A 23,837-nucleotide genomic window follows, 5' to 3' on the forward strand; every position below is an offset into this window, starting at 1 on the left:
TTATTATCCGCCCCTCAAGATTTTTGTGGGGCGGTTGATTATCTCTACTGCCTTTTTGGAGAAAATTGAATGGCTCGTATTGCCGGTGTAAACATTCCGGATAACAAGCATGCTGTTATCTCTCTAACGTACATCTTTGGTATTGGTCGCCACACTGCTAAGTCAATCTTAGCTGCTGCGGGTATCCCAACTACTACTAAGATCCGTGAATTAGATGACGCTCAGCTTGATGCGATTCGTGCAGAAATTGCCAAGGTTCCGACCGAAGGTGATTTACGTCGCGAAATTTCCATGAACATTAAACGTTTAATGGATTTAGGCTGCTACCGCGGTCTTCGTCATCGTCGCAGCTTGCCTGTCCGTGGTCAACGCACCAAAACTAACGCACGTACCCGTAAAGGTCCGCGCAAACCAATTAAGAAATAAGATTTCTGGAAGCTAAAAGATGGCTAAAGATACTCGCACACGCAAGAAGGTCACTCGTACCGTCTCTGAAGGTGTTGCACACATTCACGCTTCTTTTAATAACACCATTGTGACTATTACCGATCGTCAAGGTAATGCACTGGCTTGGGCCACTTCAGGTGGACAAGGCTTCCGTGGATCACGTAAATCAACTCCGTTTGCTGCTCAGGTAGCTGCTGAAGTTGCTGGTAAAGCTGCTTTAGATTACGGTTTGAAAAACTTGGACGTCCTTGTGAAAGGTCCTGGTCCAGGTCGTGAGTCTGCGGTTCGTGCATTAGGTGCAGTGGGTTATAAAATTAACAGCATTACCGATGTGACTCCAATCCCTCACAACGGTTGCCGTCCACCTAAAAAACGTCGCGTGTAAGGAGAAACATTCATGGCTCGTTATATTGGTCCAAAATGCAAACTCTCTCGCCGCGAAGGGACAGACCTGCAATTAAAATCTGGCGTTAAACCATTTGACGTCAAAACTAAAAAACACGCTAAAGCTCCTGGTCAACATGGTGGAGCTCGTGGCGGTAAACAATCTGAGTACTCACTACAATTACGTGAAAAACAAAAAGTACGTCGTATGTACGGTGTTTTAGAGCGTCAATTTAGTAACTACTACAAAGAAGCTGCTCGTGTTAAAGGCGCAACTGGTGAAAACCTGTTGAAATTGCTCGAAAGCCGTCTTGATAACGTTGTTTATCGCATGGGTTTTGGTTCTACACGTGCAGAAGCTCGTCAGTTAGTATCTCACCGTTCAATCACTTTAAATGGCCGCCGCGTTAACATCGCGTCTATCCAAGTTAAAGCTGGTGACGTGATTGCAGTTCACGAAGGCGCTAAACAACAATTACGTATCAAAAACGCAATTGAATTAGCTGCTCAACGTGGCATTCCTTCTTGGATGGAAGTAGATCATTCTAAACTAGAAGGTACGTTCAAAGCTGCACCGGATCGTTCTGATTTACCTGCTGAAATCAACGAAAGCTTGATTGTAGAATTGTATTCTAAATAATCCTTGAGGTAGCAATATGACGCGTACTGCAAATGAGTTTCTAACTCCGCAAGCGATCAAGGTCGAAGCGGCAAGCGGGACCTCGGCAAAAGTTATTCTAGAACCCTTAGAGCGTGGCTTTGGTCATACTCTGGGCAATGCTTTACGTCGCATCCTTCTTTCTTCTTTACCTGGCGCTGCTGTGGTAGAAGTTGAGATTGAAGGTGTTGAGCACGAGTACAGTACTTTGGAAGGCTTGCAGCAGGACATCGTCGAGCTCTTGCTGAACCTAAAAGGATTGTCTATTAAGCTGTTCGATCAAAATGAAGCTTATTTAACATTAGAGAAACAAGGTCCAGGCGACGTAACTGCGGCTGACCTTCGTTTACCTCATAATGTTGAAGTGGTTAACCCTGAACACTTGATCGGCACATTAAGTGCATCAGGCAATCTTAAGATGCGCCTGAAAGTGGCTCAAGGCCGTGGCTATGAGACTTCTGACTCACGTTTCCCAGAAGGCGAGACTCGCCCAGTGGGTCGTTTACAGTTAGATGCATCTTACAGCCCGATCAAACGTGTATCTTACACAGTGGAAAACGCTCGTGTAGAACAACGTACTGACCTTGATAAACTGGTCATTGATCTTGAAACCAACGGTACAGTTGATCCTGAAGAAGCAATCCGCAAAGCGGCAACAATCTTGCAACAACAAATTGCAATCTTTGTTGATCTTCAGAAAGATCAAGCTCCTGTGGCTCAAGAACCTCGTGAAGAAGTTGATCCAATTTTGCTTCGTCCAGTAGATGATCTAGAGCTAACTGTTCGTTCTGCTAACTGTTTGAAAGCAGAAAACATTTACTACATTGGTGATCTTGTACAGCGTACTGAGGTTGAGTTACTTAAAACTCCTAACCTTGGTAAAAAATCGCTTACTGAGATCAAAGATGTTCTGGCTTCCAAAGGCTTACAACTCGGCATGCGTTTAGAGAACTGGCCACCAGCTAGTCTCCGTATGGACGATCGTTTCGCCTATCGTAGCCGTTAATTAAGTAGGACTATCACCATGCGTCATCGTAATAGTGGTGTGAAATTAGGCCGTACAAGCAGTCATCGTAAAGCGATGTTCCAAAACATGGCTAACTCTTTGTTCGAGCACGAGTTGATCAAAACAACTGTGCCTAAAGCAAAAGAATTACGTCGTGTTGCTGAGCCTTTAATCACTTTAGCTAAAGTCGATACAGTAGCAAACCGTCGTTTGGCGTTTGCTCGTACTCGTTCAGCTGCAACTGTTGGTAAATTATTTACCGTTCTTGGCCCTCGTTACAAAGAGCGTAACGGCGGTTATCTACGTGTTCTTAAAGCGGGCTTCCGTGCAGGTGATGCTGCACCGATGGCTTACGTTGAGCTAGTAGATCGCGAAGTTAACTAATTTCGTGTAGAGCAGCAAACGTTGTTCGAAAAGGTCGGTTGAATAAACCGGCCTTTTTTATTGTCTTGCATTTACCCATTATCAGGCAGTTTAGAAATTTGTCCTGAAAAGATAAGAAAATAATCACTTTTATTCAAACTTGACATTGTGTATTGTCAATTTTGTGATTTAATAAAATATATGACAATGCTCAGGAAAAAGAAGAATATGGAAAAGCAAGTTGATATTTTAATTGTAGGCGCGGGGATCTCGGGAATTGGTCTGGCGGCCCATCTTTCTAAACATAGTCCTCAACGCTCATTCGAAATTATTGAACGTCGCGAAAGCTTTGGCGGTACGTGGGACCTGTTTAAATATCCTGGTATCCGTTCAGATTCGGACATGTCGACTTTTGGCTTCAACTTTAAGCCTTGGAAAAAAGAAAGTGTATTGGCTTCTGGCTCGGCAATTAAAAATTATCTTGCAGAAGTGGTTCAGGAATTTAACTTGAGCTCAAAAATTCATTTTCAACATCGCGTCGTTAGTGCCAATTATGATTCAGCGACACGTAAATGGTCAGTCGTAGCTGAAAACGCTCAGGGCAAAAAGCAGACCTGGATCGCTAACTTTGTTCTTGGCTGTACGGGTTACTACAATTATGATCAAGGCTTCCAGCCGGAATTCCCGCATCAGGAAGCATTCAAAGGTACATTTATTCACCCGCAGCATTGGCCTGAAAATCTGGACTATAGCGGAAAAAAAGTAGTGATTATTGGCAGTGGTGCGACAGCAATAACATTAGTTCCAGCCATGGTGAAAGGCGGTGCAGGGCATGTGACCATGTTACAACGCTCTCCCACCTATATCGCCTCAGTTCCTTCGATCGACATGATTTACTCAAAAATGCGTAAATTATTGCCAGAAGATGTGGCTTATAAGCTGACCCGTGCGCGTAATATTGGCATGCAGCGTGGTATCTATGCACTCGCACAAAAACAGCCAAAACTACTGAAAACCTTATTATTGAAATCTGTACAGTTTCAGTTGAAAGGGAAAGTGGATATGAAACACTTTACCCCGAATTATGAACCTTGGGATCAGCGCCTATGTGTAGTGCCAGATGGGGATTTATTCAAAATCCTGCGTGAAGGTCATGCATCTGTAGAAACAGATCATATCGAGAAATTTACTGAAACTGGGATTCAGCTGAAATCAGGTAAATATCTGGATGCGGATATTATTGTGTCTGCTACTGGTTTAAATATTCAGATTCTGGGTGGTATTCAGGCCACGATGGATGGCAAGCCTTTGGATACGTCGAAGCATATGCTGTATCAAGGGGTCATGCTCAGTGATGTGCCAAATATGGCGCTGATTATTGGTTATATCAATGCTTCCTGGACCTTGAAAGTGGATATTGCCGCAGAATATATCTGCCGTCTGCTCAATTATATGGATCAGCATGGTTATGATGAAGTGATTCCAGAAGGGGATGCTACGGAATTACTTGAAGATACGGTGATGGGTAGTTTAACTTCAGGCTATATTGCCCGTGCCGCAGATGTGATGCCGAAACAGGGTAAGCATGCACCTTGGAAAGTATCCAATAATTATCTGGCAGACCGTAAAGAGCTTAAAACGGCATCTTTTGAAGATGGAGTATTGAAATTCAAATCGAAATCCAGTGCTGTGCCAGCCAAGCCAAGATTGGTGTCTTAAGTATAGACATAGATAAAAGGAGTACCTGATGTACTCCTTTTTCATATTTCAAATTAGAGTGATCTGGAAATCAGTTCCTTCATGATTTCATTGGTTCCTGCATAAATGCGGTTCGCGCGATTATCCAGGTACGCTCGTGCAATCGGATATTCCAGCATATAGCCATAACCGCCATGCAGTTGTAGGCATTCATCCACCACTTTGCTATACAGTTCAGAAATTTTGTATTTAGCAGCTGCGGCGGCATCAACTCCCAATTTTTGAATAAGCTGTAGTTGCATACAACGGTCCAGATAAGCTCGGCAGATTTCAATTTCGGTACGCAGTTCTGCCAGTTTAAAACGGGTATTTTGAAAAGCGCTGATCGGTTTGCCAAAGGCTTGACGTTCTTTGGTGTATTTTACCGTATGTGCGAATGCCGCTTCTGCCCCTGCCTGACATATGATGGCCACAATTAACCGCTCCCAAGCCAGTTCTTTCATCAGCATCATAAAACCCATGCCTTCCTGACCTAGCAGGTTTTCTTTAGGCACACGGACATTGTCAAAGAACAGTTCACAGGTATCCTGACCTTTCATGCCGATTTTATTTAAGGGTTTACCTTTACTAAATCCTGCACGATCTGCTTCGACCATAATCAAAGAAAGATTGGCAGAGCCTTTCTCACTATGACCCGTCTTACATACCGCAATTGCCGTATCACAAAGATAGCCATTGGTAATGAATATCTTGGAACCATTAATCACATACTCATCACCCTCTAATACCGCACTGGTGCGTACTGCCTGCAGGTCTGAGCCAGTTCCAGGTTCGGTCATCGCAATTGCCGTGACCACTTCACCTGTAGCCATTTTCGGGAGCCATTGCTGCTTTTGTGTTTCATTGCCAAAGTTCAGAATATAATTGGCCACGATATCGGAGTGCAGTGAAAATCCTGTCGCAGAGTCGCCTGCATAGGCCTGTTCCTCGATCAGGATCATACTGTATAAACGATCCACCCCTGAACCGCCATAAGCTTCAGGCATCGTGGCACAGAGAAGGCCAAGTTCACCGGCTTTATTCCAGAGCTCACGATCGATATGCTGTTGCTGTTCATATTTTTCTGTATGAGGAATCACTTCCTTTTCATAGAATTTACGGACCATCTCCCGAAAGGCTTCATGTTCATCATTGAAAAGCTGACGTGGCAGCATGCTGGCCAATGGACGGATCGCGCTCGAATGCATCTTATAATTCCCTTATTGTGATGTTTTATTTAACTTAAGATAGAGCAGATGAGGGAACAATGAGCTGAATGTTCAAATCTGGGGAATCTACTGATGCTTTTGGTCATTTGTATGAAATACCTCGAAATTCAGCAATGGCTTAAGGTAAACTACTCAGGTTTGTAACGAGTTGGGAAAATTCGATGACTGATGACATCACCTTAGAAGAGCGCAAAGTGATTTATCGCGCGCGTCGTGGCTTGAAAGAGATCGATGTATATTTTGATCCCTACGTGAAAAACTATTATCTCACTGCTGATCCCTTCGAAAAACAGATGTTTGCTGAGCTGGTTGCACAGGAAGATCCAGACCTGCTGGACTGGTTTATGGAAGTGTCTGAACCCCCACGCCCTGAATTAAAAGATTTTATCAAGAAGCTTAAATTTTACGTTCATGGATAATCGTTGTTTCAAGCTGAAACGCAGCAAGTGTGCGCTGGTGTTTCAGCTTTTTATTTTCGCTGTATTAATGTTCCTGCTGTATCAGTTATTGCCTGTGATAATTTGGCTGGTTTGTGGCGTCATCGGAGTGGTCATCTACCAGTTGTTTTATCGTAAGACACCGCACATTGAGCAGTTTGAATATCTGGATGGACGTGAATGGTCACTGACAGCAGCTGCGCAAGGCACACGGCGAGTGTTGATCAGTCACGTGATTGATCACCAAGCTTATATCGTGGTGTATTTCCAGCATGCAAAAGCACGTCCGTTGCTCATCTGGTGTGACCAGTTGCCTTTTAAACAATGGAAGTCTTTGAAAGTTTTGACAAAAATACTTTAATTGTCCGACAAATGATATTCCGAAATTTTAAATAAATTGATTAAAAATAAAGATTTATCCGCTAACCCCGCTTGAATTGTCAGACAAAAAATCACATTTCTCTGTAAAAACAATGAATTGTCTGACAATTTTTCAGCTGCTTTTTTTATAAGCAGGTACATTTAAGTCACCAACAGCGAACACAGGAGATCATGATGGAATTTCCAATGTGGATGTTTTTGATCGTTGCGATTGTGATGGCCCTAGTCATAGGACGGCTGGGAACGGTGCTGAAGGACAGATTTTCACCTAAATAACAGAATTAAGCTCGAGAACCTATTTTCTTCTCGGCTTGCCAAGTTGATAAGTAGCATGTGCTGAACCGTCGCAATGCTACTTTTTTTTGCCCAAAATTTGGGATTTTATCTACTACAGTCAATTGCAGCTGGGAAATTTAATGGCAAAGTGTCTGGTCTAAATTAGAGTAAATACTCTTTTATTCGTTATATGCTTCTGATATGTTTAGCAGAATAATGGACATAATCACAATTATAGAGGACAGGAAAATGTCGAGCGTCCGAAAAATATGCCAAGGTATGGCGACCATTGCAATAACAACAACAGTTCTAACAGGATGTTCTCAGGTCATTAAAACCGGTGCCAATGTGGCGCTGGGCTTCACTGAAAAGCATATTGTTCCACCAATCCTGGCGATGGATGATGCCGAGATGGTGTGTAATTCCGGGAATTCTTTAACACCAGCCATCATGTCGACCAAGGAAATGGGGGCTGATCCGACTCGTGTTGCGGTACTGATGTACTCCGCAGCGGGGATTTGTGCCGAGCAGAAAGCGCTGGATGCAGAGCTACGGTATCTGCGTGCTTCTAAAGTCAATCAGGTGACTGAAGCTCAGGATGCGCGGATTGAGCAGAAACGCTGGGCTGCACTGGCCGCACAACGTCAGTACACGGGCTATCAGTTATTCCAGACCCGTTATGAGAAAAAATATAAAAAAGCGCTGGGTGAAGGCTGTCCACGCATGAACAGTGATATTGAACAGACAGTTTATCTGCTGGGCATGCTGAGTGGCTTACAAGCCATGACCAATGACATTAACTCGGGTGGGGCCGTACAAGTACCTAAAGATATTGCGGCTGTGGTTGAGCGTGGCATGACCTGTCTGGATAATACCAAATTCTGGGGCGCGCCAAATGCAACCCGTGCTGTGATCTGGACTTTATTGCCAGGGGCAGGTGATGGAAAACCTGATCCTTACCAAACTCTGAAACAGTCAGTACAAATCGGTGAGCAAAAAGGTGTACGTTTATCACATGCCTTATATGCTGTAGCGGCACAGGCCAGTGGGGATGATGCCAAAATTCGTGATGCGTTAAGAACCTTTGATCAGGCACGTAGTGATGAAAAGCCAGTCAATCCTCAGTTCAAGCTGATCGACAGTATGGCTGCCATTATGGTGAATGGTATTTCTGACCGTTACTGGACTGAAAATACCGGTATTCGTAGTGCAGATGATGGCATGCAGACTTTCTGGGATGAAACAGATAATTCTTCAGAACTGGATGATCTGTTTAGCGCTGACCTATAATTTAATGAAAAATTAAGTGAATGATGCTCATAGAGGTCATTTTCAATATGCTGAAAGGAGTTCAAGGAGCCGATGCAAGATCAACATCTTCGACGAAAAATTATTTTTCTGGCGGCTTTTGTCTCTCTTTCAGCGAGTTTGCAAATCTTTAACGATGCTTTCATCTACTGGCAGGAAAGCCTGCTCGGGGAGTTTTGGCGGCTCTGGACCGCGCACTGGGTGCATGTCGGCTGGGCCCATTATTTTCTGAATATTCTTGCCTTTATCTGTCTACCTTTCATTTTCCCCCGTGCATCTGTGTGGCATTTCGTCTCGATTCTTTTGATTCTGCCGCCGTTGATCAGCCTGAGTTTTTATTTTTTCCTGCCAAATATTGAAGCATATGCAGGACTATCCGGGGTATTACATGGGGCCTATGTCGCAGTCGCCTGTGTGCATTTGCTTTATCAACGCGAACGTGGATTTGCCGTACTGGTGTTATTTTTAATCTTTGCCAAACTGATTTGGGAAAATACCATTGGAAATCAGGAAACTGCACAACTTATCGGCAGTCCGGTACTGGTCGAAGCGCATTTATTAGGGGTGATCTGGGGAGTGGTAGTCGCATTGCTCTATATCTTGGGCAATTATGTCCAGGATAGCTGAAACTGTTGGCAGAAAAGACAAAAAGAAAAGATAAACTGTCATTTTTATTCTGCTGATTTTCATGCAGAGTCAAAATAGAAAATAATGATACTGACCCTTGTAAAGGAATTTTCGGGGCAGACAGGAAGACCAGCGCTTAAAAGAATGTAAGGCGCGAAAACAAGAATAGGAAAATACATGCACAACGATAATCAAAACAGATCGGGATTAGGTCTGTTACGTTATATCTGGACAGAGTGGATCTCGACCTTTGTCGTGCTCATCTTGCTCTTACTGACCTTAGTGATTGGAACCGGGGAAATGATTCATGGTCAGTTACTGCGTATGGGCGAGCGTCTGTATGGTGATCCGGCGACAGGCATGCAATATTCGTTTTTGCGTGCTGAACCGAAAGCACCACAATGTGATCGTAATATTAATGTCGATCAAAAAGTTCAGGAGCAGATGAAAGCAGATGCCGCCGATGAATATGCCGATTTCTTCGGTGTACGTTCTGAAGCGGATGTGCGTGCTGCAGTGATGCAGGCACAACAGGTTTGTGAAGAGTCTTACCAATTCTATGACAAGGCGATAACGCATATTGAAGCGCATCCAAGTATTCGTGCCTATCGCAGTTTTGAAACTTCATTCTTTGGCATTTTCAAGTTCGGGACTGAAAACCGTGCCTTGCTGCTCATCATTATGGTGGTATTTGCTGCAATCAGCGCGACATTGAAAACCCATCATATTGGTCTACGTAGTCCAGCCACCCGTATCGATTTCAAAGTCTATTCTGTGGCGATGCTGATCGCGAACAGTTTCCTGGTCTATTCTTCCTACAGCCAATATATGTCGGTGCTGAATTCCGGGGTGCCGATGGGAGACATGAAGTATGTCTACTGGCTATGGATGATTCTCTTTGGGACATTGACCCTGATCAGTCTGTACCAAGTCATTAAGCCACCTCAGGCGACCCGAGAAGGGGGTAGTTTCGGACTGGCTTTCTTAAGCGTGCCACTTTATGCCTATATGGCTATCAGTACCGGGTTTAACTTTGTCTTCTTGATGGATTACCCGATGGGTCAGGGCATCTATCTGGGGCAACTGGTTGAGTTTTCGAGCATCTTCCTGAATCTGGCCTTATTTATCTGGGCCGGTATGTTGCTGAAACAAACCCGTGTCGTAGACATGTTCCTGAATATCCTGCGTCCATGGAATCTGGCGCCAGAAACCTTGACCTGGTTAATCCTGCTGGCAGCTGCATTACCAACCGCTTATACCGGTGCATCCGGGATTTTCGTGATTGCTGCAGGTGCGATCATTTATAAGGAAGTGTGGAATGCCGGTGGTCGCCGTCAGTTTGCCTTGGCAGCAACCGCCATGTCGGGTTCACTCGGTGTGGTATTACGTCCATGTCTATTAATTGTTGTGGTGGCTTCACTGAACAAGGAAGTGACGACAGATATGCTGTATCACTACGGTGTCTACGTCTTCTTGCTCAGTTCAACATTGTTCCTGATCATTTCGCTATTCTTTGCTGAAAGCAAGTTCCGTATTGCTGCACCTGGTCTGGCTGCACCACAGTCTGCACGTGCCTTTGTAAATGTGATTCCTTATATCGTGATTTTCATCCTGATCTGGCTGTTCTACAAATATGCCTTGTCTACAGATCTGAATGAATTTACTGCGCCTGTCATGATGCCAGTCATTCTATTGATGATCGTGCTATTTGATAAGTTGCGTCACGAGCCTGCACCATTACCGCCAGTGGGACATTGGGATGAAACCTTAACCACCACCTTAGGTTCAGCAAATACGCCTGCAATGGCGACCGCGGGTACAGCCATTAATGCTGAATATCGTGAAGCAGACCATATTGAGCAGCAGGGCAGTGAGCTGGCTGTAGACCATGGTGTAAAACGTTCGGCTGTTGGTGAAAGCCTGCGTCAAGTTGGCTTCTGGAAATCATTACACATTTCGACCAGTGAAACGGTTGGACACATTGGTGCGCTGGTGATCCTGATGGCACTGTCTGTCAGTGTGGGCGGCCTGCTGGAACGTATGGAAATTATGGAAGCGTTCCCGACAGATATTAGCAGTACCATTCTGGTGATTTCCATGATTGTTGGCCTGATGGTGTTCGTTGGCATGATCATGGACCCATTCGGTGCGGTGATCCTGATTTCAGCAACCGTTGCACCAGTCGCCTATCAGTATGGAATTCATCCTGTGCATTTCTGGATGATTACCTTGATTGGTTTTGAGCTGGGTTATGTGACACCGCCAGTTGCCCTGAACCATCTGTTAGCAAGGCAATCCATTGGTGATGCTGAGGTGGCCGAGGCGGATGCAGAAGTTCGACATAAGTCCTTTTATTACCGTTATGAGCGCTGGATTTTACCGATGATCGTGTTACTGCCAGCGATGCTGATCATTGCCTATGTACCTTATGTATTTAAACTCTTCGGCTGGTATCAGTAATTTAAGCAAATAAAAAAAGCACCTTCGGGTGCTTTTTTTATTGTGGCCTTAACGCAGCCTAAGCTTATTTTGTAAAACAGGACTGCAAAGTAAAATCCCACAAAAAATCAGCCCTAATCCGAGCAGGCTATAGAGATCCGGAACTTCCTGCCAGAATAAATAGCCCCATAAGCCAGCGAAGAAAATCGCAATATAGTTCACTGGTCCAATCTGACCAGCAGGTGCCAGTTTATAAGCATTGGATAGAAATAACTGGCTGGTATTTGCCAATAAACCGGCTGCAATTAAATAACCGAGTTCAGTCAGGGTATAAGGACGCCAATGCCAGAACATTGGAATCATGGAAATCAGGGTGCCGATCAGACAGAAATAAAACACAATTCGTTCTGGTGGTTCAGTTTGGGTCAATGCGCGAACCGTGACAAAAGCCATAGCAGCCAAGAAGCTGGCACTCAAGCCAATCACAGACATTAGGTTAAATAAACCGGAATCAGGCTTAGCTACGCACAACACGCCAATAAAACCGATCGCAGCAGCCAGTAACATGCTTTGAGTGACTTTTTCTTTTAGAAACAGCCAAGCAATCAGCGGAATAAAAATTGGTGAGGAATAGGTAAAGACCATGGCATTGGAGAGCTTTAAATGTGCAATGGCATAGAAAAATCCATACATCGCCGTCAGACCTGCGACAGAGCGCCAGGTGTGCATCCAGAGTTTTTCAGTTTTAAAAAAACTAATGCCTTTATTGAAGATTAACGGCAGAAAGATAAACAGGCCGACAAAATTCCGGAAAAATACCACAGTGGCATTGTCAACGGTGTGTGAGGCAAAGCGGATACAGACGCCCATGACTGAAAACAAGAAGGCGGAACAGGTCAGAAAGACAATTGCCTTAACCAGATGCGAGGGAGAGGCTACACTCATGAGGGAACTTAGCTAGAAAATCTGTGGATATTCTAGCTGAAAATCCCTAACTCATTCCGACTATTGTGCCAGTTGTGCTTCGAGTAACTTGATTTGTTCCTCTTTGAGTTTAATCAGCTCATCCGCATCACTATGCTGTTGCTTCAGGCTTTTTTCCTGCTCATTGAGCTGTTGCTGAATATCTTCCAGTTTGGCAATTTCTTCTTTCGCCAAAGTGGCATTCTCAGTGACTTCTTCTCTTATAATAGAGGCATCGACCAGAACATTTTCAGAAGTAGGCACAATTTCTTCTGGTTCAGGTTCTGCTTTAGGTGCGGCTTGTGTCACCGGTGCATGCATCAAGTCACCCTGATGTGCTGGTAATGTTTCATTTTGCGTGAGAAAAAACTGTGTAATTATTAAAACAGCAATAATCACAACAATTAATCCACTCACTATTCCCCATAAAAGTTTAGGATTTTGTCGATGATCTAGAGTCATTTAGGTTCCCGAAATTATTCTTTTGGCTGACGGGGTTTAAACTGAATCACACCAATTTCATCCGGAACGGCTGGTGACTCAGGTTCCTCGATATGGGTAGGACGGTTTTCTTCATACCCACATTCGATACATTCAATCCATTCAGCTTCACCAGAGGTCAGCATAACGATCCGATCCAACGCCTGACATTTAGGACATTTTGCGCCTGCAATGAAACGACGTTTGATAGCCATCATACTCACCCTGTGATTTACTTAAAAACGTAGTTTAAGCGTTTTTAGAGCGGTTCGTCCAACCTTGATGACGTAACAAAGCATCTATTTTTGGCTCGCGTCCGCGGAAATTGATAAATGCGTCAAGTGCTGTATCTTTTCCGCCAACTGCTAGAATTTTTTGTCTAAACTGCTTTCCAGTTTCAGTATTAAAAATTCCTTCTTCTTCGAAGCGATCGAAGGCATCACTGGCCAAAACTTCTGCCCATTTATAAGAATAATAGCCCGCTGCATATCCACCCGCGAAGATATGACTGAAGCTGTGCTGGAACCGGTTATATGCTGTAGTAGGTAAAACAGCGTATTTTTCACGAATCTCGTTCAAGGTTGCCTGAATCTGTTCAGCATTCAATGCCGGATTGGCACGGTGAATGGTTAAGTCAAATAAAGCAAATTCCAGCTGACGCAAAGTTTGCATACCGGACTGGAAGAAACGGGCATCCAGCAAGGCTTTTAACAAGTCAGCAGGTAAGACTTCCTTGGTTTCTATATGTTCGCTGAGCAGGTTTAAACTGTCCTGATCCCAAGCCCAGAATTCCATAAACTGGCTTGGTAGTTCGACAGCATCCCAATCCACGCCATGTGTACCAGCCACGGCAATATTGTCCACTTCTGTCAGCATATGATGCAGCCCATGACCAAACTCATGGAACAGGGTAATTACTTCATCATGAGTCAGTAGTGCAGGGCGGTTACCCACAGGTGGAGTAAAGTTTGCTACCATATAACAGATTGGTTTTTGCAGGCCTTCAGCAATTTGCATGCGTGAACGGAAGCCGCTCATCCAGGCACCGCCACGTTTGCCCTGACGTGCATAGAGATCGAAATAGAAACCGCCAATCACTTCGCCCTGATCTTCCAGTTCAAAATAACGCGCATCTGGATGCCAAACTGGCGCTTCACGTTCAACCACCTGAATGTCATATAAACGTTTCAGGATACTGAACAAGCCTTGCAAGATTTTTGGAGCCGGGAAATAGGGTTTTAGCGATTCCTGAGACAGATTAAACTGCTGCATTTTCAACTTTTCAGAATAGTAACTGCTGTCCCAAGGTTTTAATTCTGTGATGCCATCTTCAGCAGCAATGGCTTTCAGTTCAGCCACTTCCTGTTCAGCAGGCGCACGGGCATGTTCCGCCAAATCACGCAGGAATTCATCAACAGCTTCGACATTTGGCGCCATTTTGCTGGCCAGTGAATATTCGGCATAGTTATTAAAGCCTAATAGTGCTGCCATTTCCTGACGTAATTTCAGGATTTCTTCCATGATGGCTGTATTGTCAAATTCAGTCTGTTCGGACTGATCTGACGCGCGTGTGGTATAGGCTTTATAGAGTTCTTCACGCAGGCCACGATCTTCGGCATGAGTCATAATTGCCAGATAAGACGGGAAATCTAAAGTGGCAACCGGCTGATCCAGTTCACGTTGCTGGCCATACTGTTTTAAGAGTTCAATATTGCTTTCAGACAGGCCCGCTAATTCTTCTTCCTTAAGCGGTCTGAAATAAGCTTGAGTTGCATCCAGTACATGATTGGAGAAATCTGAGGAAAGTTGTGACAAACGTGCAGAAATTTCTGCATAGCGTTTTTTGGCTTCACCCTCTAGAGCCACACCTGACAATTTAAAGTCACGTAGCGCCAGTTTAATTGCACTTTGCTGAGCTTCCGGCAGTTCATTGAAGACCGGTGCATCCTGTACATGCTGATAGGTTTGATATAGCGCCGTATGCTGGCCCAACTGGGTATAGTAATCACTTAGACCCGGTAATAATGCCTGATAGACATCACGGGTTTCACTATTATTCATGACTGCGTTGAGATGCGACAAAACACCCCAGGACTCGCTCATATTATTTTCTAGCGTGTCGACCTGTTTCAGAACAGCAAGTTGTTCCTGGACAGTATCAGGTGTCTGGTTCAGTTCATTTAGAAATTGCAAACCTTGCTGAATGCAGTTTTCAATTTTTTGTTTAAGATCTGCCAGCGTAATCTGATCGAATTGTGGAACGGGTAAAGTTGCTTTTTCTAATGTCATGTCGTTTCTGCCGAAGTCATTTCCTGTGTTAAATCTAGATGTAGGGCTTATTGGCAGGGAAATCAAGCATACGACGGTATTATTTATTCGACTTCAGACTGGATCCTGATCTCTTCAATCTCATGCACAATGCTGCCTAAATTACTTGTTGTAAGCTTAAGCTGTAGTTCAACGGGTTTATTTTGATAAAGCAGAAACTCAGAAGCAGATAACTCCATAACCGGTAAATGTCTATATTCTGTGTCAAAGGCATAAGAGATATGATTTCGAACACCTTTGAATTTCCCAGCCTGAGTAGTAATCGAAATACTGTTAGTTTCGCCTGTCAGCTTCGTATAAAGATAGGGTGGATAGGTGGTCAGATTAATCCAAAGTGCTGAGATCATGACCGAAGGAAAGATAAAAAGACTATAAAATTTGGGGCACTTTCTGAAATTACGCCAATGATAAGGTGGAAACCATAAACCATGCTGTTTGAGTCTTATAAAATACAGCAATATTCCAATACATATGACACAGCTTATAATCAATGCAAAATAATTCGTAAGTGGCGTTGCTACAAAATTAAAATACTTGAGTGCAATAAAGTCACTGAGGATCAAAATCGTAAAAATTAGAATCGCATAGATATGTAAATGCTGTTTATTATTTGATGCAATAAGCATGATATTTTTTTAGTCGTTATTTAACTGAATTATAAAATAAAAAGAGCGCCGTAGCGCTCTTTTTATGATCATCAGAAATTATTCAGTCTTGGCTTTTGCATTCGACTTTTTCTTTTTGATCTTGGCTTTTTTCTTTACTTTATCTTTAGCCTTTGCTTCAGACTTTCCTGCAGATTTTTTAGCAGGCTTTTTGCTGTAGGAACTGGGCTTGGATTTGTCTTTTTTGCGTCGTATGGGCTGTTCTCCATCATCACTGGGCTGGGCTTTTTGCGCACGCTCATGATTATTGAAGACTTCCTCTTTTGCTTCCGGACGTGGTGCAGGTTTTTTTTCTGCGACACGTGGAGCACGGGCGCGAATTGGACGACCCGCATGAGTCAGTTGCTGGATCAATTCAAAGTCAATTTTGCGTTCTTCCAGATTGACTCCAGCGACCTTGATCTTGACTTCATCACCCAGACCAAAGATCTGGCCACGGTTCTGGCCGACCAGACTCTGGCTGCTTTGATCAAAGACAAAGAAGTCATCGCCCAACTGGCTAACATGCACCATACCATCGACATAGAGGTCTTTCAGCGTGACAAACAAACCAAATTCAGCCGTTGCACTGATAATTCCGACGAACTCTTCACCAAGATGTTGCTGCATATAGTGACATTTCAGCCAGGTCGTTACAGAGCGGGAGGCTTCATCAGCACGGCGTTCTGTCGCTGAGAAATGCTCACCGGCATCATCTAAAGATGCACCTGAAATTGGATATGGCTTTTTACTCAAATGAGCTTTGATAGCACGATGTAATAACAGATCCGGGTAACGGCGAATTGGAGAAGTGAAGTGTGTATACGCTTCATAAGCCAGACCAAAGTGACCAGCATTGTCGGCACCGTAATAGGCCTGCATCATGGAGCGTAATAACACGGCATGAATACTTGGCGCATCAATCCGGTCTTTGGTCGCTTCAATCACCGCTTGATAGTCAGCTTGGGTTGGCTGTTCCGGGAATGGCAGACCCAGCAGTTTCACGAAATCACGAACTTTCTGGATACGTGAGAACTCAGGGGGTTGATGCACCCGGTATAGCATCGGTATTTCATTTTTCAATGCATATTCAGCTGCTGCAACGTTGGCTAGCAACATACATTCTTCAATCAGCTTATGCGCGTCATTGCGGGTACGTGGCAGAATCTCATTAATACCACCCAGCTCATCGAAAGTCATATAGGTTTCAATGGTTTCGAATTCCATCGCATTACGTTCAGCACGTAAGCCTTTTAGAATCTGATACAACTGGAACAGGGTATTTAGTGATTTACGTACACTACGATCTTCAGTGATTGCTGTACTGTCACCTTCAAAATACTTCGCGACCTGATCATAGGTCAGACGTGCCTTGGAATGCATGACTGAAGGATAGAATTCATACCCAGTGACTCGGCCAGCACGTGACAGTTTCAGGTCACAGACCATGCACAGGCGATCGACATTCGGATTTAATGAACACAGGCCATTAGAGAGTGCTTCAGGCAACATTGGTAAAACAAAGTGCGGGAAATACACGGATGTCCCACGTTCTTGCGCTTCATCATCGAGTGGTTTGCCTGGACGTACATAATGACTCACGTCAGCAATCGCCACGACGACACGATAACCACCGCCCGGACGTTTTTCTGCATAGACCGCATCATCAAAGTCACGTGCATCTTCCCCGTCAATGGTGACAAGCGCTAAATCACGTAGATCGACACGGCCTTCACGGTCTTTGGCAGAAGGTTCTTTAAAACTTTCCGCTTCTTTCAACACTTCTTCAGGAAATTCATACGGCAGGCCATATTCCAGAATCGTCTGTGGAATGATGATTTCGGTATCGGCTTTGTCTGCCATCGACTGCACAATATGGCCAGTCGCAAATTCTTCTTTGGTTGGGTAGGTATCAATTGCCACGCGGATTGAATCGCCGACTTTGACCTGGGCATGCTCGATCAGCTCTTTTTCTAGAGTAATTGGCTGATGTGCATTTGGATTGGCTGGCTGAACAAAGTATTCGCCTTCATATTCAGACACTTTCCCGATGATCTGTTTGACACGATGCTGCAAGACTTCGGTAATAAAGCCCCAAGCTTTACCTTTGCGATCTACTGAGGTCTGACGGACTTTAACACGGTCACCATTAAAGACCTGACGCAATTCACGCTCAGGTAAGAGCAGGTCATCTTCACCTGAAATATTGGCTGTGCCGCTTCCCTTGGAGTTGATATACACCGTTGCTTCATGCTCAGGCTGTTCCGCCGCGATCTGGAACTTGTAACCGTCTTTCATCAATTGCCCGTCACGTACCATCGCAATCAGACGATGGCTCAGGGCATCAATACTTTTTTGATCGGCAATTTCAAAATATTCCACCAGGTCAGCATGGGACAGGGCAGTTTTTTCTTCTATAGTTTCGAGAATCAGGGTACGGCTTGGAATAGGGTTGTCATAACGTTCGGCTTCAGCTTTTGCTTCAGGATCGACCCAATTTTTCATCATATCTTTAAAGTGTCCTTGGAGATAGGTTTAGCATAAGTCATGTCAGTGCAGACTGCACGTAAATGATTGCAATAATCTGTTTAAGTTTTCGATTTTTGGCTAATTTTAGATAACTGGAAATTTATCGGGTTTTTCAGGACTTAAATGACTAAAAACAGGGAAATTGTTTAAAAAGTATTTAAACGAGCAAAAATATGCAGTTTTTTTTCAAGCTGTGCTTGCAGTGCTATGCCGAAATTTGTATTATGGCGGCACGTTACGGTGAGATGGGTGAGTGGCTGAAACCACGTCCCTGCTAAGGACGCATACGGGTAACTGTATCGAGGGTTCGAATCCCTCTCTCACCGCCACTTTACTTATGTCGCGCTCATAGCTCAGCTGGATAGAGCACTTGGCTACGAACTAAGGGGTCGGGAGTTCGAATCTCTCTGAGCGCACCAATAAGTAAATCGGAAAATAACGTAGTCTAATAAAGACGACACAAGTTACGCGCTCATAGCTCAGCTGGATAGAGCACTTGGCTACGAACTAAGGGGTCGGGAGTTCGAATCTCTCTGAGCGCACCAACTTGAACAATGAACCGCACATGTTGCGGTTTTTTTGTGCCTAAAATTTACAGAATCCGCCTGAATCACATGCTAAAAATAAATCCTAGATAACTCAATAAAAATAAGGGCATGGTGATGAGAAAAATTATTGTCCAGGAATTTCTGACTCTAGACGGTGTAATGCAGGCACCCGGCGGCCCGGAAGAAGATACATCTGGTGGCTTTCAATATGGTGGCTGGATGGCGCCGTATTTTAGTACTGAACCCGATTCAGTATTTGATCGCATCATGCAAAAGTGGATGCAGTCTACCGATATTCTGATTGGTAAGAATACCTTTCAGATTTTTGAACCCTACTGGCCGAAGCATGCTGAAGACTGGCCAGGAATTAATGAAGTGAATAAATATGTGCTATCCACCAGTTTGGATCACTCGGACTGGCAAAATACGATCTTTCTAAAAAGTATTGATGAGATCATTAACCTGAAGGCTTCAGGGGAGGGGAATATTCGAGTGTATGGCAGTGCTGCAGTGGCACAGGCCCTTTTTAAACATGATCTTGTGGATGAACTCTATTTAATGACCTTTCCTATAATATTGGGCAAAGGAAAACGTCTATTTGCTGAAGACTCTATGCCAGCAGCATTTGCACTGACAGATCATCAAGTGACTTCAAATGGCGTGGTATTGAGCTGTTATCAGCGGGCAGGCAAGGTTAAAACTGGTCTGGTTGGGGAATAGCTCTATTAGGCTGTGAGCAAATGAATATGAGGTAACTGAAAGATTAATTTAGCTAATCCTGAAATCTCGCCAAGTCTGGGTTATTGTTTTTAACTCTAAATCCGCAGGAATTTTCATTAAAAAAACTGAAATATTGCAGTATCGTTTAATTACTGTACGTTCGGTTGTGATTTTATTAAAAAACACTTAACAAGTGCTGAAAACTCTATATAATGCACCCCATCAAGACGTCGCGCTCATAGCTCAGCTGGATAGAGCACTTGGCTACGAACTAAGGGGTCGGGAGTTCGAATCTCTCTGAGCGCACCAATCTTGATAAAGAATTCTGAAAAAACCGCACATTGATGCGGTTTTTTTACGTCTTCAGTTTTTTAATTTTTCATATAAAAAACCAATAATTAGAAATAAACTTAAGATTTTAATTTTTGCTGTACTTTTAAGGCATAGACGGTATTGCCACCAACTGCCGGCAACATGTCATGATAGGGAAGGCTGCGCATGGCTTTCAGTAAAAAAGGCGCCTGATCATGAATTTTCATGGAACTGGTGATCTGGAATAGCGTTCCCTGAGATTGTGGCAAAAGCTTCATTCCACCTCGTACAAATTTTAAATCTCCGCCATTGGCATAGAACTGGTTTTGTAAGGTATTTGGCTGTTCAAAACGCATTTTAAAATTAAAGGGAATCTGAATGACGCCCAAGCCGACTGATACCTTGTAGTTGGCATCAATACTTTGCGGATCGACTGGGTTCAGTTCCACTTTTTTGATTTGTCGCGGAAAGAGTTTTTGGCTGGCCTGAGCCGATAACCAGGGCTGCAACTTCTCAGTTGGATGCGAGAAATATTGATAGGTAGTACTGAATCTTAGATTTTCTGAACCTTTACCGGCCTTGACCTGATAATTCGGCAAAATAAAACTGACGGGCTGTCCTGATTTCTGACTGAGCTGGGCAATTTTCTGGGTTTGCTGATTGCTGAGTTGGAGTTGGGGCACAGCCGTATTTAAAGCTATGGCAGAAGGAGATTTAAAACGCTGTTGTAAAGCTTCAAGCAGAAAGGCATTGGTGCCGGCAGGAATACCAAGTTTGGCTTCCGGCAGTGCATTCAGGATCTTGCTAAACAGAAAACCTTGTGGCTGGTTCAGATCGCCCCATTGCGTCACCGTCACTAAGGTTTTATTGGAACCCAGTGCAAACCATTCTAGCTTTCCGGCCCCATAGGGAATTGGCGCGTCCAGAATTAGTGTGCTGATACTGTTATTTTCCAGATGATGCTGCATCACCACAGTTTCTTTAAAGTTTAAGACCGGGATTGGGGTAGGAATATGCACCTGATATTTGACTTGTTGAATGCTACCTTGCTGTTCAATCACCTTGGCGGATTTTAGGGTCGGAAACAGGCCGACATAATTCGGATAATGTTGCAGTAATTTTTCGACTTGTGCTTCGGATGCAGGCAAGACTACAGCCGCACTATAAAACTGGGATTTGCTACTAGAAGCCGTTTTAAAAGTCGGTAGATGGGTTTTGCTGGCAGGATGCGCATAAATCAGGATACGTTCGCCAGTGAGTTCAGCCAGTTGCTGAGAATTGCCTTGAAATACATCAAGACTGCTTGGCAGATTAGGGGTCCATAGCATTATTTTTGCGAAAGCTGGTGAGATTGCAAATAAGGTACTACTCATCAGCAAATAGGGGATCAATCCTTTCATCCAATGTCCTATTGTGTGTTTTTTGTTTTAATGATGATTTATTTAAAACTAAATTCAGTTATTTCCAAAGCAAAGTTATGTAATTGATAGCATAAGCCATGAGTTTTAAGCATATTTTGATATAGTATGGATCAGGATTTTATATTTTTGATGTAATGCTATGACTGAGTCAGCACCGACTTTATCCACCCGTTATTATCTCACTCTAGAAGAATCTCAGGATGGATTTGCCCTGGCCACTTTTGGCAAAAAACAGATTTCACGGTTTCTGACGCCTTTGGTTAGCATCGGAATTATTATCTGGGGCTTTTCGATGGGCCTGAATGGGGTTGGTCGTTATTATGTGGCTTTGGGTGCCTTCTTTCTGATTCTACAGGGCATCATGCGTTACTGGTTCCTGCCGATGATGTTTAAGCGCCAGTTTGTAAAATATCAGTTTGGAAAAAGTGAACAAGGCATTGACCTGTTTCAGGACTATGCAGAAATTTTCAATAACGGACGTAGCAAGGTCGTGCATTATAATGAAGTACAAAGTTTTGCTATCGGCAAGCTGACCTATATGCTGGAACTGAAAAACCGTACAGTGGTGATTGTGCCAAAACGTGCCTTTAAAGATGGTACTGAGCAAAGCATTTTCGAAAATACCTTCAAGAAATAAGACAGATCAAGAACAGGAAAGAGATCATGAGTACACGCCCATCAAAAATTGTTTGTGTCGGTCGCAGTTATGCTGACCATGCCAAAGAGCTTGGAAATGCGGTACCTGATCGTCCTGTGTTGTTTATCAAGCCACCGAGTGCTTTGACTGCACTGGATGCTGGTATTGAATGGAATCCGGACTGGGGTAACTGTCATTATGAGTGTGAACTAAGTTTGCGTATTGACCGTACCTTAAGCAAGGAAAATGATCCTGCCAAAGTTTTGCAGGCAATTGGTGCTGTGACTTTAGGTCTGGATCTGACCTTGCGTGATCTACAAGATGACCTAAAGAAAAAAGGTCAACCTTGGGAACGGGCCAAAGCTTTTGACGGTTCTTGTGTACTTGCAGACTGGATACCGGTAGCCGATGTCATTACTGACTGGAAAGATGTGCATTATACGCTAGAGATCAATGATGAGCGGCGTCAAAAAGGCGATACAGCTTTATTGATTTTTGATATTGCAACTTTATTGGCAGACATTAGTCAGGTATTTACACTGGAAGCAGGTGATGTGGTCATGACCGGTACACCAGCAGGAGTGGCAGCCTTACAATCGGGTGATCAGTTGAAAATGACCCTAAAAGGCCAAAATCAGGATTATGTTTGGACGACATTTGTAAAGTAAGACCGGATTTTTGAGATCAAGGAGCCGAAGGGCTCCTTTATTTTGTTTAGAAAAGTGTAATGAGCAAGGGATGATTTATCAGACTGATCAGGCACGGTTGCCATTCAGTTTCTAGATATAAATTGGATAGCGTCTAAATCGTTTTTTACGCATCACGAATATTGCCTGAATCCCCCCATCGTATGTCTATTTTGATGTTATATCTTCTACTTCTAACATTTTTAGTATGTAGCGGCTCCAATCAAGAACGGGAATATATTTGAATCATCGTCAGGCACTAGATGTCAAAGCATCTGCCATCATGTTTGTACTGTGTATGTTGTGGGGTTTGCAGCAGGTCGTACTGAAGTGGGCGGCCAGTGATATTTCTGCCCTGATGCAAATTGCATTACGTTCAGCCTTATCTGCACTTATGGTTTATCCTTTAATTCAGCAGAGTGTACGCCGTCAGCTTTGGAATGCACGATACTTATCTGCGGGTTTACTGGTTGGTGTGCTGTTTGCCGCTGAATTTTATCTGGTGGGTGAGGCGCTGCGTTATACCTCAGCTTCGCATACCATTGTCTTGCTCTATACTGCACCAATTTTTGTGGCTTTGGGCTTGCACTGGAAACTGCCGGCGGAACATTTGTCTCATGTGCAATGGGGAGGAATTTTTCTTGCCTTTAGTGGTATTGTGGTGAGTTTCCTGCTGCGCCCGCAGACAGGATCTGCTTTACAATCTCATGCCTTATGGGGAGATTTTCTGGCGCTACTGGCGGGCGTGTTCTGGGCAGCCACGACCGTGAGTGTACGTTTGAGCTCGCTGGCTGAAGCGCCTGCAACCCAAACCTTATTCTATCAATTGCTGATCGCTGGCATGGTATTGTTGCCTTTGTCCTTTTTGACTGGGCAAGCCAGTATCCAATGGACGACCTTGTCTATTTCTAGCCTGATTTTTCATACGGTGGTGATTTCCTTCGCCAGTTATCTGATCTGGTTCTGGATGCTAAAACATTATCTGGCTTCACGATTAGGGGTATTTTCCTTTTTAACACCAGTATTTGGCATGCTGTTTGGCGTGTTAATTCTAAATGAGCATATCGAGATCAATTTCATTGTTGGGACCTGTATGGTGATGCTGGGCGTGATTCTGGTGAGTTTACAGGGATGGTTAAACAAGCCTGTGCCTCAGATCAAGACTCAAACCTCTATATAAAAATCCGGTCAATGAAAATAACGACACTTAGTTTTTGGATTATAGCTTTAATGACAGCAAGGATGATTATCTGCTGACAATTGATCCAATTCATTTA

23 protein-coding genes and 4 tRNA genes are annotated in these 23,837 nt (G+C 43.8%); 19 read left to right on the forward strand and 8 right to left on the reverse strand.

Annotated elements, in window-relative coordinates:
* Positions 1–69: 69 nt before the first annotated feature.
* The 6 genes from rpsM (at position 70) to FTU03_RS08935 (ending at position 4,577) form a co-directional block, all read left to right on the forward strand.
* Positions 70–426 (forward strand): 30S ribosomal protein S13, encoded by a 357-nt coding sequence (gene rpsM, locus FTU03_RS08910; RefSeq protein ID WP_004786893.1) that lies wholly within the window; start codon positions 70–72, stop codon positions 424–426.
* 19 nt (positions 427–445) lie between these two features.
* Positions 446–832 (forward strand): 30S ribosomal protein S11, encoded by a 387-nt coding sequence (rpsK, locus tag FTU03_RS08915; RefSeq protein ID WP_001040166.1) that lies wholly within the window; start codon positions 446–448, stop codon positions 830–832.
* 12 nt (positions 833–844) lie between these two features.
* Complete coding sequence (gene rpsD / locus FTU03_RS08920; protein WP_004786890.1) at positions 845–1,471, forward strand: 30S ribosomal protein S4; 627 nt, start codon at positions 845–847, stop codon at positions 1,469–1,471.
* 16 nt (positions 1,472–1,487) lie between these two features.
* The gene (locus FTU03_RS08925) at positions 1,488–2,495 is read left to right on the forward strand and encodes a DNA-directed RNA polymerase subunit alpha (protein ID WP_004786889.1); all 1,008 of its coding nucleotides are present in this window, start codon (positions 1,488–1,490) and stop codon (positions 2,493–2,495) included.
* Between the two features lie 18 nt (positions 2,496–2,513).
* Positions 2,514–2,879: a 50S ribosomal protein L17 gene (gene rplQ, locus FTU03_RS08930; RefSeq protein ID WP_004786886.1), complete on the forward strand. Its 366-nt coding sequence runs from the start codon at positions 2,514–2,516 to the stop codon at positions 2,877–2,879.
* A gap of 207 nt (positions 2,880–3,086) precedes the next feature.
* A complete protein-coding gene (locus tag FTU03_RS08935; protein ID WP_159122625.1) occupies positions 3,087–4,577 on the forward strand; it encodes an NAD(P)/FAD-dependent oxidoreductase in 1,491 nt (496 codons plus the stop codon).
* A gap of 53 nt (positions 4,578–4,630) precedes the next feature.
* On the opposite strand, the gene FTU03_RS08940 is transcribed toward FTU03_RS08935, so the two are convergent.
* The gene (locus tag FTU03_RS08940; protein WP_166135560.1) at positions 4,631–5,803 is read right to left on the reverse strand and encodes an acyl-CoA dehydrogenase family protein; all 1,173 of its coding nucleotides are present in this window, start codon (positions 5,801–5,803) and stop codon (positions 4,631–4,633) included.
* Between the two features lie 182 nt (positions 5,804–5,985).
* Here FTU03_RS08940 and FTU03_RS08945 point away from each other — a divergent pair, with 182 nt between their 5' ends.
* The 5 genes from FTU03_RS08945 to FTU03_RS08965 all read left to right on the forward strand — a co-directional run bounded on the left by FTU03_RS08945 (position 5,986) and on the right by FTU03_RS08965 (position 11,313).
* The gene (locus FTU03_RS08945; protein WP_034590267.1) at positions 5,986–6,243 is read left to right on the forward strand and encodes a succinate dehydrogenase assembly factor 2; all 258 of its coding nucleotides are present in this window, start codon (positions 5,986–5,988) and stop codon (positions 6,241–6,243) included.
* On the forward strand, positions 6,236–6,622 hold the full coding sequence (locus tag FTU03_RS08950; RefSeq protein ID WP_159122623.1) for a hypothetical protein: 387 nt from the start codon (positions 6,236–6,238) through the stop codon (positions 6,620–6,622). The genes FTU03_RS08945 and FTU03_RS08950 overlap by 8 nt, the downstream gene beginning before the upstream one ends.
* A 545-nt stretch (positions 6,623–7,167) precedes the next feature.
* Positions 7,168–8,208: a hypothetical protein gene (locus FTU03_RS08955; protein ID WP_004786877.1), complete on the forward strand. Its 1,041-nt coding sequence runs from the start codon at positions 7,168–7,170 to the stop codon at positions 8,206–8,208.
* Between the two features lie 72 nt (positions 8,209–8,280).
* Positions 8,281–8,853, forward strand: a complete 573-nt coding sequence (gene rrtA / locus FTU03_RS08960) for a rhombosortase (RefSeq protein ID WP_104425691.1) — start codon at positions 8,281–8,283, stop codon at positions 8,851–8,853.
* A gap of 177 nt (positions 8,854–9,030) precedes the next feature.
* The gene (locus tag FTU03_RS08965; RefSeq protein ID WP_179992773.1) at positions 9,031–11,313 is read left to right on the forward strand and encodes a TRAP transporter large permease subunit; all 2,283 of its coding nucleotides are present in this window, start codon (positions 9,031–9,033) and stop codon (positions 11,311–11,313) included.
* 48 nt (positions 11,314–11,361) lie between these two features.
* Here the strand turns inward: FTU03_RS08965 and FTU03_RS08970 are convergent, their stop codons facing one another.
* The 6 genes from FTU03_RS08970 to rnr form a co-directional block, all read right to left on the reverse strand.
* On the reverse strand, positions 11,362–12,237 hold the full coding sequence (locus tag FTU03_RS08970) for a DMT family transporter (RefSeq protein ID WP_179992774.1): 876 nt from the start codon (positions 12,235–12,237) through the stop codon (positions 11,362–11,364).
* Between the two features lie 60 nt (positions 12,238–12,297).
* Positions 12,298–12,717 carry a hypothetical protein gene (locus FTU03_RS08975; RefSeq protein WP_034169654.1) on the reverse strand — a complete coding sequence of 140 codons (420 nt, stop codon included), beginning with the start codon at positions 12,715–12,717 and terminating at the stop codon, positions 12,298–12,300.
* Positions 12,718–12,731: 14 nt separating this feature from the next.
* Positions 12,732–12,944 (reverse strand): YheV family putative zinc ribbon protein, encoded by a 213-nt coding sequence (locus tag FTU03_RS08980; RefSeq protein WP_171064841.1) that lies wholly within the window; start codon positions 12,942–12,944, stop codon positions 12,732–12,734.
* 40 nt (positions 12,945–12,984) lie between these two features.
* Complete coding sequence (locus FTU03_RS08985) at positions 12,985–15,024, reverse strand: M3 family metallopeptidase (RefSeq protein WP_179992775.1); 2,040 nt, start codon at positions 15,022–15,024, stop codon at positions 12,985–12,987.
* A gap of 83 nt (positions 15,025–15,107) precedes the next feature.
* Positions 15,108–15,689 carry a hypothetical protein gene (locus FTU03_RS08990; protein WP_179992776.1) on the reverse strand — a complete coding sequence of 194 codons (582 nt, stop codon included), beginning with the start codon at positions 15,687–15,689 and terminating at the stop codon, positions 15,108–15,110.
* A gap of 78 nt (positions 15,690–15,767) precedes the next feature.
* Positions 15,768–18,215 (reverse strand): ribonuclease R, encoded by a 2,448-nt coding sequence (rnr, locus tag FTU03_RS08995; protein WP_179992777.1) that lies wholly within the window; start codon positions 18,213–18,215, stop codon positions 15,768–15,770.
* Positions 18,216–18,475: 260 nt separating this feature from the next.
* Here rnr and FTU03_RS09000 point away from each other — a divergent pair.
* The 5 genes from FTU03_RS09000 (at position 18,476) to FTU03_RS09020 (ending at position 19,813) form a co-directional block, all read left to right on the forward strand.
* A tRNA-Ser gene (locus FTU03_RS09000) sits at positions 18,476–18,565 on the forward strand.
* 13 nt (positions 18,566–18,578) lie between these two features.
* A tRNA-Arg gene (locus tag FTU03_RS09005) sits at positions 18,579–18,655 on the forward strand.
* A 49-nt stretch (positions 18,656–18,704) separates the two neighbouring features.
* Positions 18,705–18,781, forward strand: a tRNA-Arg gene (locus FTU03_RS09010).
* 117 nt (positions 18,782–18,898) lie between these two features.
* Entirely contained in the window at positions 18,899–19,504 is a 606-nt protein-coding gene (locus tag FTU03_RS09015) for a dihydrofolate reductase family protein (protein WP_179992778.1), read from the forward strand.
* 232 nt (positions 19,505–19,736) lie between these two features.
* A tRNA-Arg gene (locus FTU03_RS09020) sits at positions 19,737–19,813 on the forward strand.
* Positions 19,814–19,914: 101 nt separating this feature from the next.
* On the opposite strand, the gene FTU03_RS09025 is transcribed toward FTU03_RS09020, so the two are convergent.
* A complete protein-coding gene (locus tag FTU03_RS09025) occupies positions 19,915–21,216 on the reverse strand; it encodes an SRPBCC family protein (RefSeq protein WP_179992779.1) in 1,302 nt (433 codons plus the stop codon).
* 160 nt (positions 21,217–21,376) lie between these two features.
* Here FTU03_RS09025 and FTU03_RS09030 point away from each other — a divergent pair, with 160 nt between their 5' ends.
* From FTU03_RS09030 to FTU03_RS09040, 3 genes are all read left to right on the forward strand, one after another.
* Entirely contained in the window at positions 21,377–21,874 is a 498-nt protein-coding gene (locus FTU03_RS09030) for a YcxB family protein (RefSeq protein WP_125279712.1), read from the forward strand.
* 26 nt (positions 21,875–21,900) lie between these two features.
* Positions 21,901–22,542, forward strand: a complete 642-nt coding sequence (locus tag FTU03_RS09035; RefSeq protein ID WP_179992780.1) for a fumarylacetoacetate hydrolase family protein — start codon at positions 21,901–21,903, stop codon at positions 22,540–22,542.
* A 259-nt stretch (positions 22,543–22,801) separates the two neighbouring features.
* Positions 22,802–23,740, forward strand: coding sequence for a DMT family transporter (locus tag FTU03_RS09040; RefSeq protein WP_179992781.1), 939 nt, complete (start codon positions 22,802–22,804; stop codon positions 23,738–23,740).
* The last annotated feature ends 97 nt before the right edge of the window (positions 23,741–23,837 follow it).

The organism is Acinetobacter sp. YH12046 (assembly GCF_013419905.1).
Classification (GTDB): domain Bacteria; phylum Pseudomonadota; class Gammaproteobacteria; order Pseudomonadales; family Moraxellaceae; genus Acinetobacter.

Bases quoted from the DNA above. Each gene is read 5' to 3' on its own strand.
- rrtA (WP_104425691.1), top strand. From the start codon at position 8,281: ATGCAAGATCAACATCTTCGACGAAAAATTATTTTTCTGGCGGCTTTT.
- FTU03_RS09025 (WP_179992779.1), bottom strand. From the start codon at position 21,216: ATGAAAGGATTGATCCCCTATTTGCTGATGAGTAGTACCTTATTTGCA.
- FTU03_RS08935 (WP_159122625.1), top strand. From the start codon at position 3,087: ATGGAAAAGCAAGTTGATATTTTAATTGTAGGCGCGGGGATCTCGGGA.
- FTU03_RS08965 (WP_179992773.1), top strand. From the start codon at position 9,031: ATGCACAACGATAATCAAAACAGATCGGGATTAGGTCTGTTACGTTAT.
- FTU03_RS08945 (WP_034590267.1), top strand. From the start codon at position 5,986: ATGACTGATGACATCACCTTAGAAGAGCGCAAAGTGATTTATCGCGCG.
- rplQ (WP_004786886.1), top strand. From the start codon at position 2,514: ATGCGTCATCGTAATAGTGGTGTGAAATTAGGCCGTACAAGCAGTCAT.
- FTU03_RS08925 (WP_004786889.1), top strand. From the start codon at position 1,488: ATGACGCGTACTGCAAATGAGTTTCTAACTCCGCAAGCGATCAAGGTC.
- FTU03_RS08940 (WP_166135560.1), bottom strand. From the start codon at position 5,803: ATGCATTCGAGCGCGATCCGTCCATTGGCCAGCATGCTGCCACGTCAG.
- FTU03_RS08985 (WP_179992775.1), bottom strand. From the start codon at position 15,024: ATGACATTAGAAAAAGCAACTTTACCCGTTCCACAATTCGATCAGATT.
- FTU03_RS08970 (WP_179992774.1), bottom strand. From the start codon at position 12,237: ATGAGTGTAGCCTCTCCCTCGCATCTGGTTAAGGCAATTGTCTTTCTG.
- rpsK (WP_001040166.1), top strand. From the start codon at position 446: ATGGCTAAAGATACTCGCACACGCAAGAAGGTCACTCGTACCGTCTCT.
- rpsD (WP_004786890.1), top strand. From the start codon at position 845: ATGGCTCGTTATATTGGTCCAAAATGCAAACTCTCTCGCCGCGAAGGG.
- FTU03_RS08955 (WP_004786877.1), top strand. From the start codon at position 7,168: ATGTCGAGCGTCCGAAAAATATGCCAAGGTATGGCGACCATTGCAATA.
- rpsM (WP_004786893.1), top strand. From the start codon at position 70: ATGGCTCGTATTGCCGGTGTAAACATTCCGGATAACAAGCATGCTGTT.
- FTU03_RS09030 (WP_125279712.1), top strand. From the start codon at position 21,377: ATGACTGAGTCAGCACCGACTTTATCCACCCGTTATTATCTCACTCTA.
- FTU03_RS08975 (WP_034169654.1), bottom strand. From the start codon at position 12,717: ATGACTCTAGATCATCGACAAAATCCTAAACTTTTATGGGGAATAGTG.
- FTU03_RS09035 (WP_179992780.1), top strand. From the start codon at position 21,901: ATGAGTACACGCCCATCAAAAATTGTTTGTGTCGGTCGCAGTTATGCT.
- FTU03_RS09015 (WP_179992778.1), top strand. From the start codon at position 18,899: ATGAGAAAAATTATTGTCCAGGAATTTCTGACTCTAGACGGTGTAATG.
- FTU03_RS08950 (WP_159122623.1), top strand. From the start codon at position 6,236: ATGGATAATCGTTGTTTCAAGCTGAAACGCAGCAAGTGTGCGCTGGTG.
- rnr (WP_179992777.1), bottom strand. From the start codon at position 18,215: ATGATGAAAAATTGGGTCGATCCTGAAGCAAAAGCTGAAGCCGAACGT.
- FTU03_RS08990 (WP_179992776.1), bottom strand. From the start codon at position 15,689: ATGCTTATTGCATCAAATAATAAACAGCATTTACATATCTATGCGATT.